Below are 19,899 nucleotides of genomic sequence, written 5' to 3' on the forward strand. Positions count from 1 at the left end.
TTTACGATATACAATAGTAAAACTCTGTTATAAGCACAAAAATATCAAAGATTCCGATAAATTCACAAAAAGTTACTTTATATTCTTATCTTTACTGAATATTTTCTTAGTACTCTTACCAAATACAAAAATTATTGCAACAGGCCATAGAACAGTAGTGATTATATGACTTATAATAGCTTGAATAATAACTAACCTCTTAGTTATCTCCGAATACTCCGACGGTCTTATATCACCAAACCCAATAGTAAAAAAAGTAGTCGTACTAAAATAAAGAGCATCAAGATGACTAAATATCTCATCCTTACCAATTATACCCTCATTAAATATATTACTCAAATGGGTATATAAAAGCGCAAAGGAATCAATAACCGAAAAAAGCAAAGACAAATACAAAAAGAAAATACACAATATCTTCAAAAAAGGTCTATTAAAAAACGAAGTAATATAAAAATTACAATTCTTATCACTATTATTAATATGATAAGCAAGTATCAAAAAATCAAAAATAGACGTCAAAAAAATCGCACACAATATAAAAATAAGAGTAAAAGTTTCATTTTTATTAAGCAAAATATGATTATTCTGTATAAGCATAAAAGGCAGATATATAAGCAGTACAATATTAACAAAACACCCTATATAAAAACACTTAGTACTTATAAAAAGCATAAAAAGCGATAAAAAAATTATAATAACCGCCTTACTATCAAGACTCTCCAAAACCACAAACATAAATAACAAGAAAAAAGCAACAATCATAAAAACAACACTGCTTCTTGTAAAATTCAACTTCATAAAAACTACCTTTCCTACCATCAAATAAAATTATGTATCATCAGATATGAGGCTGTCATTAATTAAACACCCCCATTAAAAATATTTTTATCACAAAACCTCATGAGACATATATGAACATAATTGTAAACATATATGAAAACATATAACATATGATGTCTACACCGAGTGTAAATAGTATAGGGGAATATGGAGCAGTGAGCCACGGACGGCGAATTCAGCTGTTAATCTGACAGCCCTACTGGACTGTCAGTAAATAATATTGGACTCGATGTCCATTATTATTTATAAGAACACGGACGTTTAATCAGCTGACGGAATATTCCCCTATACTATTGGAACGACTGTCAACCACTCACTTATATATGTTACTCAGTATGATTTATTTGATCATATAAATCTAATTTACAATGACTATTTTCCCAATTAGTACAATTAAGACAAGATGTGCTTTCTACAGTTGAATTTGATAATGATTGTACATTCTGTCTTGGATTATAAGAGCTGCATTGTTTAGCAGTTTCACAAAAATTCATCATACTATCCATAATAATTTCTCCTTTCAATATAAATGCTGAATTAACCATTAATAGGTACTCTTTTCCAACATTTTACCTGCCTACTTTTCTTTTTTTTGAATATGATTTAGTTGAATCCAGACTTTCAATAAAATCATTTGTGTAACCAAAAGGACTATAAACGTTAAAGATATATTCACTAACTGGCAGATGTATTATAGACGATTTTGGATATCTACATACTTGTCTAGTGTTAGAAAAACTTATCATAATATCCCTCCAGATACTAAAAAATTATATAAATTTATTAGCAGAACTAATATAATCTATTATGTGTAATTTTTGATAAATTATACTTGGTGATACCTTGAATAAAAATTTATTATATGCTAAACTAACACGTAATACGATAAATTAAATGTTTTTAAAAACATAAAAAAAATTATAGATAAAGGAAGGGTGACATGTATGAGTGCACAGGCTGAAAAGAAAAAAGTTATTTTTAGTGGTATTCAACCTACTGGTGTTATAACATTAGGTAATTATTTAGGAGCCATTAAGAATTGGACGAGATTACAAGATGATTATAACTGCCTATTTTGTGTTGTTGATATGCATTCAATTACAGTTAGACAAGATCCCGCTCTACTAAGAAAGCGAGCAAGAGATTTATTAACAATATATATAGCAGCAGGACTTGATCCTGAAAAGAATATTATGTATTATCAATCACATGTTTCTGGACATGCTGAACTTTCATGGATTCTTAGCTGTTTTACATATATGGGTGAGTTGAACAGAATGACACAGTTCAAAGAAAAATCAGCAAAACATGGTAATAACATCAATGCAGGTCTTTTTACTTATCCAGTATTAATGGCAGCAGACATTTTATTATTCCAATCGGATCTAGTTCCTGTTGGACATGACCAAAAACAACATCTTGAAATTACTAGAGAAATTGCAAGTAGATTCAATAACATCTATGGAGATGTATTCACTGTTCCAGAACCTTATATTGGTAAAGTCGGTGCTAAGATAATGAGTTTACAAGAACCAACTAAGAAAATGTCCAAATCAGACGAAAATCCAAATGGTTATATTTCTCTATTAGACGATTTGAATGTTGTCAAAAACAAAATCAAAAGAGCAGTAACAGACTCCGATAGAGAAGTTACTTATTCAGAAGATAAGCCTGGAGTAAAGAATCTTATTGATATATATTCAAGTATTACAGGCGATTCCATTGAATCTTGTATGAATGAATTCCAAGGTAAAGGCTATGGTGATTTGAAACGAATAGTTGGAGAAGCTGTTGTAGAAGAACTTAGACCTATTCAAGAAAGATTCAAGGATCTACAAAAGAACAAAGATTACCTAGACAGTATAATCAAAAAAAATGGAGAAACAGCTAATTACTTGGCAACAAAAACTCTTAGAAAAGTTCAAAAGAAAGTTGGTTTTCCAGTAAGAATCAGATAAATTATTTATGGGTCTGTCCCTTAGACAGGCTCTTTTATTTTGTAAGAAAATTTTATTATTCCTCTTTTCTATTTATCTTAAATTAGAACACATTTTTTTTAATAACATATAATGTATTAATAGTTCATAAAAAATATTTAGGATAATTAGTTGCTAACATGCATGTTTAATTGTTCTAATAAGGAGGAATAATACTTTTGAAATGTAAGGAATCCTATATAGGTACTAAAAAAGAGTGTATCCAATTTCTTAATGCCAATCTACCAAAACTTTTTAGAGGAGAACTTCAGTTAGAAGGACAGGATGTTTTTATTCCAAGTAGAGAAGAATTAGAATTCAAAATGAAATTTGAATATGACGAAGATTATGAGTACGGATGTGTTGGAATCAAGATCTCTTGGGGTGAAGAGCCAGATATTCCAGACGAAGAAGATGAAGAGGAAGATGACGACGACGACGATGACGACGAGGAATTCATACCAAACAAGAACACTAAACACTATTATCTCTAAGATGAAAAATAGCTAAAACCCTCAAAAACTGAGGGTTTTGTTTTTAAAAATGATTAAAAAGGAGAGAAAACATGCCATCTGAAGATTTATCCAAAGTCTTAGATAACTATAATATAGAGGTACTAAACATAAAAAATGAAAATTACAAAGTAAAAAAAGGTGTTTGGTGGATTCAAACCCCAACAGGATACAAGATACTTAAAAAGAATTCCATACCAAAAGAAAGATTGAATTTTATTATTGCTGCCATAGAATATCTATGCAGTAGAGGAATCAATATGCCAAAAATCATTGAATCAAAAAAAGGCGAAAAATTTATTGAAGCAGATGGTGCCAATTATCTATTGAATGAAGCAATTCCAGGCAAAGCACCTAGTTCTAAGACAACTGAAGGACTAGAAAAAGTAATAAAAGAATTAGCTAAATTCCATGCTGCATCTATGGGATTTCAACCACCTTGTGATTGTAAACCCAATGTTCTTCTAGGAACTTGGTATGATAAATCCAGTAAGAAAATGAATAAACTGAATGAGTATTATGAACAAGAAAAAAACAAAAGTACACATAGCGAATTCGGGAATATGATACTAAAAGAATTTCCTAACTTCCATAAGAAAATGGAAACTGCCTTAAATAAAGATAATATGTCATTATATAACAGATGGGTAGCTGAAATACAAAAAACAACATGCTTGGTTCATCAAGATTTCATTGATGGAAATTTAATAATGACAGATAAAGGAAAGATTTATGTTCTAGATCCAGATTCATTAGCTATTGAAGTACCAACAAAAGATATTAGAAAATTCCTCAATAAAATCATGAAAAAACGTGGCAGCTGGGACTTGAAACTTACTATAGATATTTTGAAATGGTACCAAGAAGTTAATCACTTAGAGCATTGGCAATGGCAGGTTCTAAAATCCACAGTAATGTATCCACATCTATTTGCAGGTATAATGAGTAAATATTATCAAAAAAGAGAAGCATCATGGTCAGAAAGTAAATATGTAAGTAAGCTAAAGAATATCATCGACATAGAAAATTCAAAAGAATATATTATAGATAATTTTGAACAAATAATCGCTTCACTATAATATGCGAAAGGGTTGGTGTTGAAAATTGAAAACAAATAACACTACTATTGAACTTAAGGATATATTTTCTAATGTACTAAATCAATATAATATTAGACCAGATGACATATCAATCATTCAGAATGAAGGATTAAAAACCCTATGGAAATTTACTAATAAAAACCAAAAAATGTGTCTAAAAAGATTCCGTCATACCAAGGAGAAAATTACGTTCTCCGTTAATGCTCAAAGGCATATATATGAGAAAGGTGGAAAAGTACCAAACGTTTATCCAAATAGTCAAGGTGAATATATTACTGAGTACATGGGACAACTATTTGTACTATATGAATGGATAGAAGGAAGAGACCTTAATTTCACAAGAACTAACGATTTTAATGATGGAATAGAAGGATTAGGAGCTTTTCACTCAATATCAAAAGGATATATAGCTCCTGAAGGTGCAAAAATATCCTCTAAACTAGGTAGATGGACAGAACAGTACAATTCCATGAAAAAAAGAATGTTGAAATGGAAAGATATAGCTTTGACCAATAGAATTAATGGAGCGTATAAAGTCTATCTTGAATGTATAGATGACATAATTAACTTATGCGATAAAGCCATTATGGCATTAGAACAATCCTCTTATGAAAAAATAACTACCATTGATTTGCATGAGTCCTCATTATGTCATCAAGACTATGGCTCAGGAAATGCTATCTTATCAGAAAAAGGCATATTTGTCATTGACCTGGATGGTGTAACATACGATTTGCCTGCTAGAGATTTGAGAAAAATAATTGGCAAACGAGCTGAAAAAAGAGGCAGATGGGATATAGACGATATTAATCTAATACTTAACCATTATGAAAAAACCAATAAATTGACTATAGAAGAAAAAGAAGCTCTAAAAATAGACTTAATGTTTCCCCACTGGTTTTTTGGAACAATAAAAAATATATTCTCAAAAAATAAACAGGTCAATCCAGGAAAAATAGCTAAAATAGCAAAATTGGAAAAAGAAAAGTTAGCAGTTTTAAATCAATGGAAGATTTAAGCAGAATTAGTCCATAAGGAGGATTATTTAATGAATATTGCATTTATATGTACAGAGAAACTTCCTGTTCCTCCAGTATTAGGAGGAGCTATACAGATATATATAGATAATATACTACCCATAATATCAATAGAACACCATATAACTGTTTTTACAGTATTAAAAGGCGGCTTACCAGAACATGAAAAAGTGGGAAATGTAACTTTTATCCGTGTAAAGGGAAGAACAAAGTCCGAGTATATAAAAGAAGTTGAAAATAAGATAAGTTCTATTCATGATAAATTAGATTTGATACATGTATTCAATAGACCACGCTGGGTAAGGCAATTAAGCGGAGTAGCACCTAATACTTATTTTAGTTTAAGTCTCCATAATGAAATGATGTTACCTAAAAAAATTAACCCACCCCAAGCAAAAGAGTGCATAGATAAAGTAGAATTCATAACAACAGTAAGTAAATTCATAGGAAACGAAGTTATTAATATGTACCCATCTGCAAAAGGAAAAGTATTCCCAGTCTATTCAGCAGCCGACATTAATATCTATCACCCTGTAGGCTCTAAAAAAGCAACAGAAAACAAAAAAGAACTCTTAAAAAAATACAATATAGAAGACCACAAAGTAGTAATATGCGTTAGCAGACTAAGCCCAAAAAAAGGTCAACAAATCGTAATGGAAGCCATGAAAATTGTAATGGAGTCTCATACAAAAACTGCATTAGTCCTAGTTGGAAGTAAATGGTATGGAAGCGACGAAATAGATGAATTCACTTCAATGCTACACGGAAAAGCAAACGAATTAAAAGGACCAGTCATATTCACCGGATTCCTAACACCTGACGAAGTACCAAAATTATACAACATAGCAGACATTTTCGTATGCGCATCCCAATGGAGAGAACCTCTAGCCAGAATTCACTACGAAGGTATGGCAGCAGGCTTACCAATAATAACAACCAATCGTGGCGGTAACTCCGAACTATTCGAACAAAATGTCAACGGCATAGTACTAGACGATTACGACAATCCAATCGCCATGGCCGAAAAAATAAACTACCTACTAGACCACGAAGACCAAGCAAAAGCAATGGGCAAAAAAGCACGCAAAGACGCCGAAGAAAACTATACCTTCCAAAGAGTAGCAGGACAATTACTATCCCTCTTCAACAAAGTAAAAAAACACCACAATATCAAACGGTAAAATAAATATTTAAATAATTATAAGTAAATCAGAAATGTTGAATTAATCTCTTATATAACTAAGATTTAATTCAACATTACTATATATACTAAATTTAAATATCTACACCCATCCCAATAAGTTCAATATACTGTACTAAATAATTTATGACCCTCTAGCAATTCTCTATTAATAATAAGATAAAACCCTTTCCCCAATAAACCCTAAAATACATATACTTAACACGGTGTATATCTAACATAAGAGTGGTAGTACATACCAGAACCATATACAGTGATAAGAACGCCTTTTACGGCTTGTTGCCACCCATTCAATCAGATAAAAAGCAACAAACGTAACCAAAGTGATTATCACTGTATATGGTTCAAACATACAACCGTTGTCTACTTAAAAACACAACAGTAAATTATTTTTTATTACCAAAACTTCCATTCCCAATAGAATAATAATAACTAAACCCACTTTTCCTAGCTTCTCCAATATCAATCATATTCCTACCATCAATAAGCATCGGCTTCTTCATTTTTTTAGCAATACTCTCCAAATCCATCTTAAAGAATTCATCAAGTTCAGTACATATAATAGTACAATACGAATCTCTCACAGTATCCTCAATACTATCACAATACGTTATATTTGGAAACAGACTCTTAATCTCTTCAGAAACCATAGGATCATAACATCTTATACTAGCACCCATTTGCAATAATTCGTCAATAATAAATAAAGATGGTGCATCCCTAATATCATCTGTTCCAGGCTTGAAAGTAAGACCCAAAAGAGAAATGGTCTTACCCTCAATCTTATTATAATGATCCAATAATATTTCTACTGGCTTGAGTCTCTGATTCTCATTAACCTTGATTGTACTTCTTACTATATTAAACTCACAACCATATTTTTCACCTATATTAACTAGAGCTTTTGTATCCTTAGGAAAACATGAACCTCCATATCCAATACCAGCTCTTAAAAACTCTGGAGAAATTCTACTATCAAGACCTAATCCATAAGACAAAGTATCGATGTTAGCATTAACCTTACTGCATAGATTAGCCATCTCATTAATAAAAGAAATTTTTGTAGCCAATAACGCATTAGAAGCATACTTTATTAATTCTGCTGTAGGTGGATTAGTATTAATTATTTTTGTTTTGAATGGACGATATAACTCATCCATGACTTTCTGAGCTTTCTTAGATTTGCACCCTATTACCATTCTATCTCCATGAAGAAAATCATTTAGTGCTCTGCCCTCTCTTAAGAATTCAGGATTAGATACTACATCAAAATCTTTTATATCTACACCATTCTTAAGAACTATATTCTCCACAATCTCATGAGTACCTACAGGTACAGTACTCTTGATTATGATAACCTTGTATTTATTAATTCCCTTAGATATCTCAATAGATGCATCAACAACTTGTGAAATGTCAACACTCCAATCAGGTTTTGTTGGTGTCCCAACTGCAATCATAATCACATCTGACAGATTTATAGCTTTATTAATATTATTAGTAAAAAGGATATATTTTTTCTTCAAACATTTGTTTAATAGAGGTTCAAGGCCTTCTTCGTATATTGTTGGAATACCTTTATTCAACTGTTTAACTTTTTTGATATCCTTATCAACACATATAACATCATTTTTATATTTAGCAAAAGATAATGCGGCTACGAGTCCTACATATCCTGCTCCAACAACACATATCTTCAAAAGAAATCACCCTTCTATCTATATTGTAACATTCTGTGTTTATTGCTATTCTACAATATTATATGCTTGTATTAAGATGCCTGTGAGGAAAGTTTTTATATAGTTAAAAATTTAACTATTAGATTGTAATTATTAAGCTATAAATTATTTATAGGTATCAAAACACATGGTATTAATTAGGCTTAGTTAGTTGATGTTATGAATATAGATAAAAGGGTTATTTAATTTTAGATTTTATTGATACTGATATTCACGTTGTCAAGAAAAAGTGAACCATTTCCTTTATAATCTGAATCTACTCCAATAATTACCCACATCTCTCCATTGCTATTAGTTGTAGCATTAAATGATTCCTGAAAGGTTTCAATATCATTATTATTTAAAGCATCTGCATTACCAAGAGTGATTAGATTAATCTTTTTGCTAGCATCTTCTGTATTAGGATTCACAAACAAATAATTGTTATATCCTCTTTCTATTACCTGCATTGAAGGTTCAATATTCACTACTGCTGCTTTTATAAACAATCTATCCATAGGTATGGAGTTATTATTATTTTTGACAGGCAGAATGTCAAATTTTAAGTTAACTTCGTAATTGGAAAGAGGTGATAACCCATCCCTAGAACTTAATTTTTTAGTGGTATACATAAACATATTATTATTTTTAGTGCTGCATGTTAGGTAGATGCCTCTATTAGAATTATCATTCAAAGAATAATCTGCTTGTGCAAAATTAATATCAAACCCATAAGTGAGAGTGTCACCGTCAATACCTGCCAATCCTCCCATCCATCCATCTGTTCCATTTTGAAAATCATAATTGAATTCTAATGAGTGTGACTCTGATGTATTATTATCACTATATTTGTTTTGACACCCAAATAAAAGTAATGAAACTATTAATATTGGTAGTATAATTTTTCTGTTCATTAAAAAACCTCCTATATAACTATTAGTAAAAAAATGTAAGAAATGTTATATTACTATTTTGAGTATATATATTTATTTTATTCAAGGAGGATAAACAAAAAAGGCAATTTCAAACCTATGTTTGAAATTACCCTATAAGCTACGTTAATTAATTTCTAAGATATATTTACTTTTTAACATCAACACTATTAATTTTCTCCATAACCAATGTAAGTATAACAGAAGCAATAGGAACAGATAAAATCATTCCTGCTGCACCAAAGAAACTTCCACCAATGGTTACAGATGCAACAACCCAGAATGGTTTTAATCCAACTGAATTACCAAGGATTCTTGGACTTACTATTATATTATCAATTTGCTGCATTATTAGTATAATAGACAATAAGCCTACAGCTTCCCAGAATCCCGAGAACAATGCAAATATCAGACAAGGTATTGTACCGATAAATGGTCCGATATAAGGAATTATGTTAGTTATACCGATTATAAATCCCATAAGTGGAGCATAAGGTATCTTTAGTGGAGTAACGAAGTTGACCACGTATATGCCTATGCTGACAAGCAAGCCTAATATGATACATGTATATAATTTACCTATCAGAAATTGTTTTAGTGCTTTATCTGTCAATCTAGTTACTCTTATAGTCCAATCAGCATATTTTTTAGGTAGCATAGCTCTAACAAATTTATTTAATTTCGGTCTAATTTCATCCCAATCCCTAAGGGCATAAAATGCCATGAATAATGATAAAAATAATATTGCAATATTGCTTATGAAGCTTCCAATTGATGAAATAACTTGTGTAGATAAGCTGACCAAATCACTTGAAAAGCTTACAATTGAATCTTCCAGCATTTTTATAAGTTCAGCAATTTTTTCTGGGCTTATGAGATTGGTAACAAAAAGTCCATTAATGAATTCGCTTAACTCTTCAGTAGTTGGAAAATTATTAACTAGTGAATTAACACTATCAGTAATAGTAGGAACAATCAAAATTATAAAAAATACAATAAATGCAAAAACAAGTACATAAGTTAGTAAAACACTTAATGTATGTCTGAATTTCAATTTGGTCTTTATTGCTCTTACAACTGGGCTTAATAAATAAATAATTATAGAAGCAATAATCAATGATTTGAATGACGAGAAAAACCAAGTTAGATTACCAGGTTTAAATATGAACTTAGCTATTAAAAAAACAAGTATTATAAAGGGTATATATTTGTATGGATCGAAATTATTATTTTTGTTTGTACTCATGATTCACCTCTAAGCTTGTAGTAGTAAATTTCCTATATCACTATAGTAATGTATATTCCAGAATAATGCAATATAATGTATAAATTTATAACATTTTGAAGGACAAGTTTTCATCAATAATAAATCTGAAGTATAAAATTAATGATTATTGTCATCATAATCTATATGGCAAAAAAAGTCTAGTAAAAATTAGATTTTTTCTTGACATTAATATCCTAATATTGTAATATATAAATATACAGATAGTACGATATAGTTTGTTAAAATAAATACAAGTTGAAAGAGAGGATATTATTATGATTAATAAAGTTCTTATAGTTGGAGGGGTTGCAGGTGGTGCTAGTACCGCTGCAAGGCTTAGAAGAGTTAATGAAGATGCTGAGATAATAATGTTTGAAAGAGGTAAATATATTTCTTTTGCAAATTGTGGTCTACCCTATTATATAGGAGGAACAATTGAACAAAGAGATGCCCTTCTTCTTCAGACTCCTGAAGCAATGAAGGCTAGATTTAACATTGATGTAAGAGTACAAAATGAAGTTGTATCTATTAATAAAGAACAAAAATATGTTGAAGTCAAGGACTTAAAAACCGGAAAAATCTATAAAGAGACATATGATAATCTAGTTCTTTCTCCAGGGTCTACACCAATAAAACCTCCTATACCTGGTATTGACAAAGATAACATTTTTTCACTATGGAATATTCCAGATACTGATGCAATCAAGTCATTTCTCGATAGAAGATCTGTAAAAAAAGTCACTGTAATCGGTGGTGGATTCATAGGGATTGAAATGGCTGAAAATATGTATGATAGAGGTTTAGAGGTTAATCTAGTTGAGATGGCTGACCAAGTTATGGCACCAGTTGATTATGATATGGCACAGCTGATTCATGGACATATGGCACAAAAAGGTATCAAATTATTCCTTAACAATGGAGTAAGTTCTTTTGAAGATGAAGATGGTAAGACCTATGTGAAACTCCAAGATGGAACCATGCTTGAATCAGACATGGTTATATTATCTATTGGTATTAGACCAAATGGTGAATTAGCCAAAAATGCAGGACTTGAGACTAATAAAAGAGGCGGAATAATAGTTGATGAATATCTAAAAACTAGTGATGACAGCATATATGCAGTAGGTGATGCTATAGAAGTTGTAGATTACGTCAATGGTAGTAAAACCATGATTCCACTTGCTGGACCAGCTAATAAACAAGGTAGGATTGTTGCTAATAACATTGTAGGTAAACAAGAGAAATACAAAGGAACTATGGGAACTTCTGTAGTAAAAGTATTTGATCTTACTGTAGCTGCAACAGGTAACAATGAAAAAACTCTAAATAGACTTGGTAAGAAATATCAAGAGGATTACAAAATATCATTGGTTCAACCTAAGTCACATGCTGGATATTATCCAGGGGCTATACCTATGACAATAAAACTAATGTTTGATTTAAATGGTAAAATACTTGGAGCTGAGATTATAGGATATGAAGGTGTCGACAAAAGAATTGATGTCATAGCTACATTAATCAAAATGGGTGGTACAATTTATGACCTGAAAGAATTGGAACTTGCTTATGCACCACCATATTCATCAGCTAAAGACCCTGTGAATATGGCGGGCTTCTCAGCAGAAAATATTTTGAATGGGGATATGGAAGTAGTTTTATGGAACGAAATAGATAAAGAAGATAAACAAAATTCAATAATCCTAGATGTAAGAGATGATATAGAATTAGAGCTTGGCTATATAAAAGGAGCTAAGAATATCCCAGTAAATTCATTAAGGGATAGAATTGATGAACTAGACAAAAATAAGGAGATTCTAGTATACTGTGCTATTGGTATCAGGGGATACATCGCTTCAAGAATTCTTACACAAAAAGGTTATAAAGCTAAGAACTTAATTGGTGGATATAATTTCTATAAATGTGTTGTAAAAGATTATACTAAGATGTCAGGTTCAGATATAGATTGTGATTGTTGTGAGGAGAATGCAGATGAATACAGTAAGAAAAAAGTAAAATCAATTGATTCAGCTAAGAATCAAGGAATCACCATTAAACTTAATGCGTGTGGATTACAGTGTCCAGGACCAATAATGCAAGTGAATAATAAGATGAAAGAGATTAATACAGGAGATATTCTAGAAATCTCAGCTACTGACCCAGGTTTTCCTATTGATGTAAAAGCTTGGTGTAAAAAAACTGGTAACAGCTTTATTAAGACTGAGAAAAGAGAAAAAGAATTTGTAGTTTGGATTGGTAAAGGTAATGAGAATGTAGAAATAAAAGAAAAGTCAACAGTAGCTGCTGACAAAAGTACTATGGTAGTTTTCAGTGGAGAACTTGATAAAGCATTGGCATCATTTATAATAGCTAATGGAGCTGCTTCGATGGGAAAAGAGGTTTCTATGTTCTTTACTTTCTGGGGATTAAATATCTTGAGAAAGGATCAAAAAGTCAAGGTTAAGAAATCGGTAATAGAAAAGATGTTTGGGTTCATGATGCCAAAAGGAACTAAGAAATTGAAACTTTCTAAGATGAACATGGCTGGTATGGGTTCAGCGATGATGAAAAAGGTTATGAGAGATAAGAATGTTAATTCTTTAGAAGATTTAATTAAGTCTGCATTGGATAATGGTGTTAAGATTGTGGCTTGTACAATGTCAATGGATGTGATGGGAATTAAGAAAGAGGAATTGATTGATGGTATTGAATTAGGTGGTGTTGCTTCTTATTTGGGAGATACTGATGATGCAAATCATAACTTGTTTATCTAAATAAAATACGTATAAGCAAAAGCTCGGTTAAGGATGTGGAGATTGACTTAACTGAGCTTTTATTATGATTGTATTAGGATATATGGAGAAATAAATATAATAAGATGAGTCAAATATTTAAAAGTATTGGACATTTTATTGTTTTGTATTAAAATAATATATAGTTAGATTAATTAGTTTAAGAGGGGGTATAAAGTATGAAAGTTTTACAGGATGAAATTAGGAATTTGGAAGTTGATAAGGTGCTGGATATTGGTACAGGTGCAGGGGATTTTATAAAGATTCTTAAGGGAGGTTTTAAGAAATTCAATCATATTATTGGAGTTGATAGTAGTAAGAAAGCTTTGGAGATGGGGAGAGAGAATATACAGGATGATAGAATTGAATTTAGGTATATGAGTGGAGATAGATTGGAGTTTGATGATTCGGAATTTGATGTTGTCAGCGTATCCAATTCAATGCATCATTTTAAGGATCATTCTAAGGTGTTTGAGGAAGTTAAGAGAGTGTTGAAACCTGATGGTATGGTTATTGTTAATGAGATGTTTTGTGATAATCAATCTAAATCTCAGTTATCACATGTTTATTTGCATCATTATATGGCTGAGATAGATACTATTATGGGGATTGTCCATAGACCAACGTATAAAAAACAAGAAATTATTGACTTGTTAGAAGATGAAGGACTAAAGATTATTAGAATTTTTGAAGTAAAAGATGAAGTTTTTAAGAATGTTGAAGAAGAGAAAAAGGAAATAGAAGCATTGAAAAAGTTATTTGATAAGAGATTAAAAGATATAGAGGAACATGAGAGATATGATGAGTTTGTTGGTAGAGCAAAAGATATTAGAGAACATCTTGATAAATATGGAATAGCTGGTGCAACTCAATTAGTAATAATAGCTTCTAAATAATTTATATCTATACAAAAACAATTATATTTAGTATAATTGGGAATGGATTTAGGAAACTTATTAATCAACAATATTTTGAATGGTCGACAAGATTTTATACAAATGTCATCAAAATTGGATCGGCTTTTAAGTAACATTAAGTAATGTAGGGGAGAATGTGTATGAATGTGATAAAAAAATGCATAGGTGTCCTATTAGGAAGTTTCATATTTGCAGCAGCGATAAATGCTATTTATGTACCCTTTCAATTTTTAGATACAGGAATCAGTGGAGTGGCACTACTGTTAAACTTTTTATTTGGTTGGTCGATTCCATTGTTAGTCTTCGCATTAAATATTATTTTTGTTATTTTAGGGTTTAGATTGGTGAATAAATCATTTGGTTTATATAGCATTTTGGGCATTGCGTCAAGTTCTTTATTCTTATATTTAACAAAGGATTTAACGATTGAAATTGATAATATAATTGTTGCGGTTGTGTTTGGAGGACTGATTTTAGGTATTGGTGTAGGAATTGCCATAAGAAGTGGTGGATCAATTGGAGGTATGAATATTTTAGCGAAAATCGTGAACAAATATTTTTCGATTAGTATTGGTACTTTTGATATGTGTTTTAATATAATTCTAGTTGCTGTAGCATGTTTTGTCTTTAATATTAATATAGCCATGTATACAATTATGGCGAGATTTGTTGCTGTAAAAACGATTGACGGTATCATAGAAGGATTCAACCACAAGAAATCGATTTTAATTATTTCTAAAGAATATCAAAAGATTGCAGATAAGCTTATGATAGACCCTAAGAGAGGTGTAACTTACTTAAGAGGTGTGGGAGCATATACAGGAGAAAGTAAGAACATGATTTATTGTGTTGTTAAGCTGACCCAACTTAGTAAAGTAAAGCAAATTGTTCATACTGAAGACCCACAAGCATTCATGAGTATTATTGATACAAATGAAGTGGATGGTAAAGGGTTTAGATAATGTATATGTTGGTGTTACTCTCATTTTAATCTATACAAAAGCTATAAAATCTAGTATAATTATACAAGAATTATGGGAATGAATGAATTCTGGTGGATTCAGGAGACTTCAAATCTTTTTTCGGGTGGTAAGACCGGCCGAGGTAGGTTCGATTCCTACTCACTCCCGCCAATAATGACTAAGACTAATTGACGTTGACAAAAATACTAAACGTCAATATTTTTTGGAGGTGGACAAGTTATGGCAGACAAAGATAAAATACGTTTAACACAAATGTCATCAAAAGCTGGCTGAGCAAGTAAATTAAGTCCACAGGACTTGGCGCAAGTTTTGTGCCAATTGAAAACTAAAGAGAACAAACTAGATCCCAATTTAATAGTAGGATTAGGTACATCAGACGATGCTGGTGTTTACAAAATAAAAGATGATTATGCGTTAATACAAACACTTGATTTCTTCACACCTATAGTTGATGACCCATATACATTTGGACAGATAGCTGCAACTAACTCCTTAAGTGATGTATATGCAATGGGAGGCAGACCTCTTACAGCTATGAACATTGCATGTTTCGCTACATGCTTAGAACCAGCTGTACTGGCAGAGATACTAAGAGGTGGGGCAGATAAGATAGTAGAAGCGGAGGCAATCTTGGTAGGTGGACATACAGTAACTGATAAAGAAGTGAAATTTGGACTATCAGTAACAGGCTATGTTCATCCTGATAAAGTACTTACTAATTCAGGAGCTAAAGCAGGAGATGTATTGGTGCTTACTAAACCAATCGGAACAGGTATTCTTACTACTGCTCTCAAAAAAGATCTGATTACTGAAAAAGAACTAGATGAAGTTGTTAAAAGCATGAGTACATTAAACAAAGGAGCAGCTATTGCTATGGAAAGAGTTGGTGTACATGCTTGTACAGACATTACTGGTTTTGGTATATTAGGTCATACTTATGAATTAGCAAGTGGCAGCGATGTTAATGTAGAAATTGATGCTTCAAAGATACCGCTTTTTAACAAGACATTGCAATTGATAGAAGAAAATGCTGTACCAGGTGGTGCTAGATCCAATCAATCACATTTTGGTAAATGGGTAGATATTAATGATGATATATCAGATTGTTTAGAAACAGCTTTATATGACCCACAGACATCTGGAGGATTACTAATAGCAGTTGCAGAAGATAAAGCTAAACAGCTTGTTAAAGAGCTTACTAAAGAAAATTGTCTATGTGCAAATGTTATAGGTAAAGTACAAGATAAAGATGAAAGTGAAATATTTATAAACGTTTATTAAAAGAGGGATAATACCCTCTTATTTTTATTTGAAGAATGCTATTAAACAATAGAAAGGGGGATTTGAAGTTGATAAATGATATCCTAAAAAAAATCCCATCTATAAATGAAATTTTTGAAGACAATAAAATAAAAGAATTAGTTAACCAAAAAGGCAAAATCATTATAAAAGATATAATAATAAAGGTAACTGATAATTACAGAAATAAGATAATTTCCACTAGTTATCATAGAAAAGATGATTTTAAAAAAGAAGAGATATATAATCTTATCATTGATGAAGTTATAAAATATGCTAACTTATCAGAAAAAAAAAGATTAGGTAGAGTAATAAATGGGACAGGAATAATACTTCATACTAACATGGGAAGAGCTCCCTTGCCAAAAAGAGCTGTAGATAAAATCAATGATGTAGCAAGTAGTTATTGCAATCTAGAATATGATTTAACTACTGGAGAACGAGGTTCTAGGTACGATAGTGTAGAAGAATTATTAATCAAGCTAACTGGTGCAGAAAGTGCCCTAATAGTTAATAATAATGCCGCAGCAGTTTTCCTATGCATTAATACTCTGGCGCTTGATAAAGAAGTAATAGTAGCTAGATCAGAACAAGTTGAAATTGGTGGCAGTTTTCGTATTCCCGAGATTGTAGAGCGAAGCGGTGCTAAGATGGTAGAAGTAGGTACCACTAATAAAACTTATACAAGAGACTATGAAAATGCTATAACAGAAGATACTAGAATATTATTAAAAGTTCATAAAAGCAATTATAAAATAGAAGGATTTACCCATGAGGTTTCAGGTGAAGAATTAGTGACACTATCTAATCAAAAAGAAATTATATCTGTAGAAGACTTAGGAAGTGGTGTATTACTGGATTTAGAAAATTTCAATCTGCCTTATGAACCTACAGTAATGGACCAAGTTAAAAAAGGGTTAGATATAATAACTTTTAGTGGAGACAAATTACTAGGAGGTCCTCAAGCAGGAATTATTGTAGGAAAAAAAGAATTCATTGAAAAAATTAAAATTAATCCACTTACAAGAATGGTTAGAATTGATAAGATGTCCCTAATAGCATTACAAGAAGTGTTGAGTATATATATTGAAAATAAAAATGTTAATCAAAATATACCAATCATAGATATGCTGACTAAGACTTCTAAAACATTACTAGAAGAAGCGAATATATTGAAAAAGATGATGGAAGAAAAACTTGGCAATAAAATAGATATTGATATTATAGAGGAAGATGATGCACCAGGTGGAGGTTCTTTGCCAGGCGTAGCTCTACAAGGATTTTCATTAGCAATAAGTAGTAATATAATAAGTCCTAATGAACTGCAGAATAAATTAAGAGAGAATATGATTCCAATCATATGCAAGATCAAAAATGATAAAATTATCTTAAGTATGAGAACTATAGATAAAAAAGATTATGAAATAATCGTAGATGCATTTTTGCGGTTATTATAGAAGGTGAATGCTATACCATTTGTTATTAAGTGGTATAGCATTCGTCTTGACACGAGAACTTTTCCAGAATATAATCAGCTTGAAAGCATTATATTTAGAAAGGAGTGTTAGCAGTAAAATATGAAAATAGCAGTATGTGTTAAACAAGTGCCTAATAGTCAAGATAAGGGCATGGATTTTCAAACAGGAAATCTAGATAGGAAAATCTTAGGTGTCACAACGAATCCTTATGATCTTGTAGCAGTTGAAACGGCGCTTAGAGTAAAGGAGCATTTGACAGATTCAAGGCTAGACGTTTTTACTATGGGTCCAACACGGGCAGAAAAAACCATTAGAGAGTGCTATGCTCTAGGGGCTGATGGTGGCTATCTCATTAGTGATAAAGCTTTTTCTGGTTCTGATGTACTTGCAACAGCCTATACTATAGCTAAATCCATTGAAGGTGTAGATGATTATGATTTGATTATCTGCGGTAAACAAACAACTGATGGTGATACGGGTCAAGTTGGAGCATCCATATCCGTAAGATTAGATATTCCCTATATTGGAAATGTGGTTGAGATTGTAAAGGTTAACCAAGACTATGTTATCGTTAAGCAAGATCTAGGAACGAAAGTACAGACTGTGAAATGTCCTCTACCCTGTTTGATGGCTGTGGAAAAGGATATATATGTTCCTAGGCTAGCATCACTCAAATTAAAGATACAAGCCAAGAAGAAGGAAGTATTTCCCTTGAGATTTAATGATAATTATGATCAAAATTCAATTGGTGCTAAAGGTTCACCAACAAAGGTTCGAAAAGTATATACTAAGAAGGTAACTGAAAAAAGCAATGTTCTAAATGTTTCAGTTAAAGATGCTAAAAAAATAATATATGACGGATTGGGTATTAAAAATGATGAAAAATAGTGTATTAATATTAATTGAAAATGATAATGAACATGTAAATCAAGTGGTGTATCAAATCGTACAAAAATCACTAGAACTTAAGATGGATAACATTTATGGTGTCTGTATCACAAAGAGTATTAATAAACTGGAAAAGGAACTTTCGTTACTTCCTTTTGACAAAATTGTCTATTATGAAGGTTATGGGAATTTTGATTCCAAAATCTATGCAGACTGTTTTGTTGATGCTGTCGGATTATTTAGACCAACTGTTTCCCTTATTGGTGGTACACCTATAGGTAAATCAACTGCTGCATTGACCAGTGGTATATTAAAGACTGGGTTAACAGCAGATTGTACAGAGCTTCAAATGGATGATGAAGGAAAATTAATTCAAATAAGACCTGCCTTTGGAGGTAATGTGATTGCAGAAATCATTACAGAATCTGCCCGCCCTCAAATGGCAACCATAAGACCTAATACTTTTCCAGCATATGAGGGACAAGTTAAGCATAATCCTGCATTCATTAGTGGTACGATTTCATCAAAAAGTCCTTTTGAAATTATTAATACAACACTTAAGAAAAGTACCAAAAAAATCTCAGACTATGATATTGTGGTAGTTGTTGGTAATGGAATTAAGAACAAAAAGGATATTCAGATGTTTGAGTCATTTGCTGAACGTATTGGAGGTATTTTAGGTAGTACAAGAGCCCTTGTGGAGAGAGGTATAATGCCTGCAGATAGACAAATTGGACTTTCGGGTAGTTATATTAGTCCAAAAGTGTTAATTACCTTTGGGGTTTCGGGCTCTATACAATTTCTTTCAGGAATAAGAAATGCTGATACGATTATTGCTGTAAATACAGATAAAGACTGTAGAATGTTTAGTGTTGCTCATTATCCAATTTTAGCTGATATATATGAAATTGGTAAAATTATATAAAAAGAATATTGGAATATCCCTTGACAACAGCAATATG

Annotated in this window: 18 protein-coding genes and 1 tRNA gene; 13 read left to right on the plus strand and 6 right to left on the minus strand. The window is 31.4% G+C overall.

Annotated features, from left to right (window positions below):
• Positions 1-72 precede the first annotated feature (72 nt).
• The 3 genes from AACQ14_RS08805 to AACQ14_RS08815 all read right to left on the minus strand — a co-directional run bounded on the left by AACQ14_RS08805 (position 73) and on the right by AACQ14_RS08815 (position 1,586).
• Positions 73-819, minus strand: coding sequence for an ion channel (locus tag AACQ14_RS08805; RefSeq protein WP_339363211.1), 747 nt, complete (start codon positions 817-819; stop codon positions 73-75).
• 347 nt (positions 820-1,166) lie between these two features.
• Positions 1,167-1,346 (minus strand): hypothetical protein, encoded by a 180-nt coding sequence (locus tag AACQ14_RS08810; RefSeq protein ID WP_339363212.1) that lies wholly within the window; start codon positions 1,344-1,346, stop codon positions 1,167-1,169.
• A 63-nt stretch (positions 1,347-1,409) separates the two neighbouring features.
• On the minus strand, positions 1,410-1,586 hold the full coding sequence (locus AACQ14_RS08815; RefSeq protein ID WP_339363213.1) for a hypothetical protein: 177 nt from the start codon (positions 1,584-1,586) through the stop codon (positions 1,410-1,412).
• 198 nt (positions 1,587-1,784) lie between these two features.
• Here AACQ14_RS08815 and trpS point away from each other — a divergent pair, with 198 nt between their 5' ends.
• From trpS to AACQ14_RS08840, 5 genes are all read left to right on the plus strand, one after another.
• Entirely contained in the window at positions 1,785-2,798 is a 1,014-nt protein-coding gene (gene trpS / locus AACQ14_RS08820) for a tryptophan--tRNA ligase (RefSeq protein WP_339363214.1), read from the plus strand.
• Between the two features lie 197 nt (positions 2,799-2,995).
• Positions 2,996-3,310 (plus strand): hypothetical protein, encoded by a 315-nt coding sequence (locus AACQ14_RS08825; RefSeq protein WP_339363215.1) that lies wholly within the window; start codon positions 2,996-2,998, stop codon positions 3,308-3,310.
• Positions 3,311-3,381: 71 nt separating this feature from the next.
• Positions 3,382-4,407: a CotS family spore coat protein gene (locus tag AACQ14_RS08830; protein WP_339363216.1), complete on the plus strand. Its 1,026-nt coding sequence runs from the start codon at positions 3,382-3,384 to the stop codon at positions 4,405-4,407.
• A 25-nt stretch (positions 4,408-4,432) separates the two neighbouring features.
• Complete coding sequence (locus AACQ14_RS08835) at positions 4,433-5,446, plus strand: CotS family spore coat protein (protein ID WP_339363217.1); 1,014 nt, start codon at positions 4,433-4,435, stop codon at positions 5,444-5,446.
• A gap of 30 nt (positions 5,447-5,476) precedes the next feature.
• Entirely contained in the window at positions 5,477-6,646 is a 1,170-nt protein-coding gene (locus AACQ14_RS08840; RefSeq protein ID WP_339363218.1) for a glycosyltransferase family 4 protein, read from the plus strand.
• A 406-nt stretch (positions 6,647-7,052) separates the two neighbouring features.
• Here AACQ14_RS08840 and AACQ14_RS08845 read toward each other — a convergent pair whose 3' ends face one another.
• From AACQ14_RS08845 to AACQ14_RS08855, 3 genes are all read right to left on the minus strand, one after another.
• Complete coding sequence (locus AACQ14_RS08845) at positions 7,053-8,366, minus strand: UDP-glucose dehydrogenase family protein (RefSeq protein WP_339363219.1); 1,314 nt, start codon at positions 8,364-8,366, stop codon at positions 7,053-7,055.
• Positions 8,367-8,593: 227 nt separating this feature from the next.
• A complete protein-coding gene (locus tag AACQ14_RS08850) occupies positions 8,594-9,298 on the minus strand; it encodes a hypothetical protein (RefSeq protein ID WP_339363220.1) in 705 nt (234 codons plus the stop codon).
• Between the two features lie 166 nt (positions 9,299-9,464).
• Positions 9,465-10,562: an AI-2E family transporter gene (locus AACQ14_RS08855; RefSeq protein ID WP_339363221.1), complete on the minus strand. Its 1,098-nt coding sequence runs from the start codon at positions 10,560-10,562 to the stop codon at positions 9,465-9,467.
• A 296-nt stretch (positions 10,563-10,858) separates the two neighbouring features.
• On the opposite strand from AACQ14_RS08855, the gene AACQ14_RS08860 reads away from it, so the two are divergent.
• From AACQ14_RS08860 to AACQ14_RS08895, 8 genes are all read left to right on the plus strand, one after another.
• A complete protein-coding gene (locus AACQ14_RS08860; protein WP_339363222.1) occupies positions 10,859-13,354 on the plus strand; it encodes a DsrE/DsrF/DrsH-like family protein in 2,496 nt (831 codons plus the stop codon).
• A 197-nt stretch (positions 13,355-13,551) separates the two neighbouring features.
• Positions 13,552-14,268 (plus strand): methyltransferase domain-containing protein, encoded by a 717-nt coding sequence (locus AACQ14_RS08865; RefSeq protein WP_339363223.1) that lies wholly within the window; start codon positions 13,552-13,554, stop codon positions 14,266-14,268.
• Positions 14,269-14,429: 161 nt separating this feature from the next.
• Positions 14,430-15,251, plus strand: coding sequence for a YitT family protein (locus AACQ14_RS08870; RefSeq protein ID WP_339363224.1), 822 nt, complete (start codon positions 14,430-14,432; stop codon positions 15,249-15,251).
• Positions 15,252-15,325: 74 nt separating this feature from the next.
• Positions 15,326-15,422, plus strand: a tRNA-Sec gene (locus AACQ14_RS08875).
• A 69-nt stretch (positions 15,423-15,491) separates the two neighbouring features.
• Complete coding sequence (gene selD, locus AACQ14_RS08880; RefSeq protein ID WP_339363225.1) at positions 15,492-16,553, plus strand: selenide, water dikinase SelD; 1,062 nt, start codon at positions 15,492-15,494, stop codon at positions 16,551-16,553.
• Between the two features lie 68 nt (positions 16,554-16,621).
• Positions 16,622-18,028: an L-seryl-tRNA(Sec) selenium transferase gene (gene selA, locus AACQ14_RS08885; protein WP_339363226.1), complete on the plus strand. Its 1,407-nt coding sequence runs from the start codon at positions 16,622-16,624 to the stop codon at positions 18,026-18,028.
• Positions 18,029-18,148: 120 nt separating this feature from the next.
• A complete protein-coding gene (locus AACQ14_RS08890) occupies positions 18,149-18,937 on the plus strand; it encodes an electron transfer flavoprotein subunit beta/FixA family protein (RefSeq protein WP_339363227.1) in 789 nt (262 codons plus the stop codon).
• Complete coding sequence (locus tag AACQ14_RS08895; protein ID WP_339363228.1) at positions 18,924-19,862, plus strand: electron transfer flavoprotein subunit alpha/FixB family protein; 939 nt, start codon at positions 18,924-18,926, stop codon at positions 19,860-19,862. Before AACQ14_RS08890 ends, AACQ14_RS08895 begins: the two co-directional genes overlap by 14 nt.
• Positions 19,863-19,899: the final 37 nt, after the last annotated feature.

Origin of the sequence: Vallitalea maricola (assembly GCF_036985595.1) — a bacterium.
Classification (GTDB): Bacteria; Bacillota; Clostridia; order Lachnospirales; family Vallitaleaceae; genus Vallitalea; species Vallitalea maricola.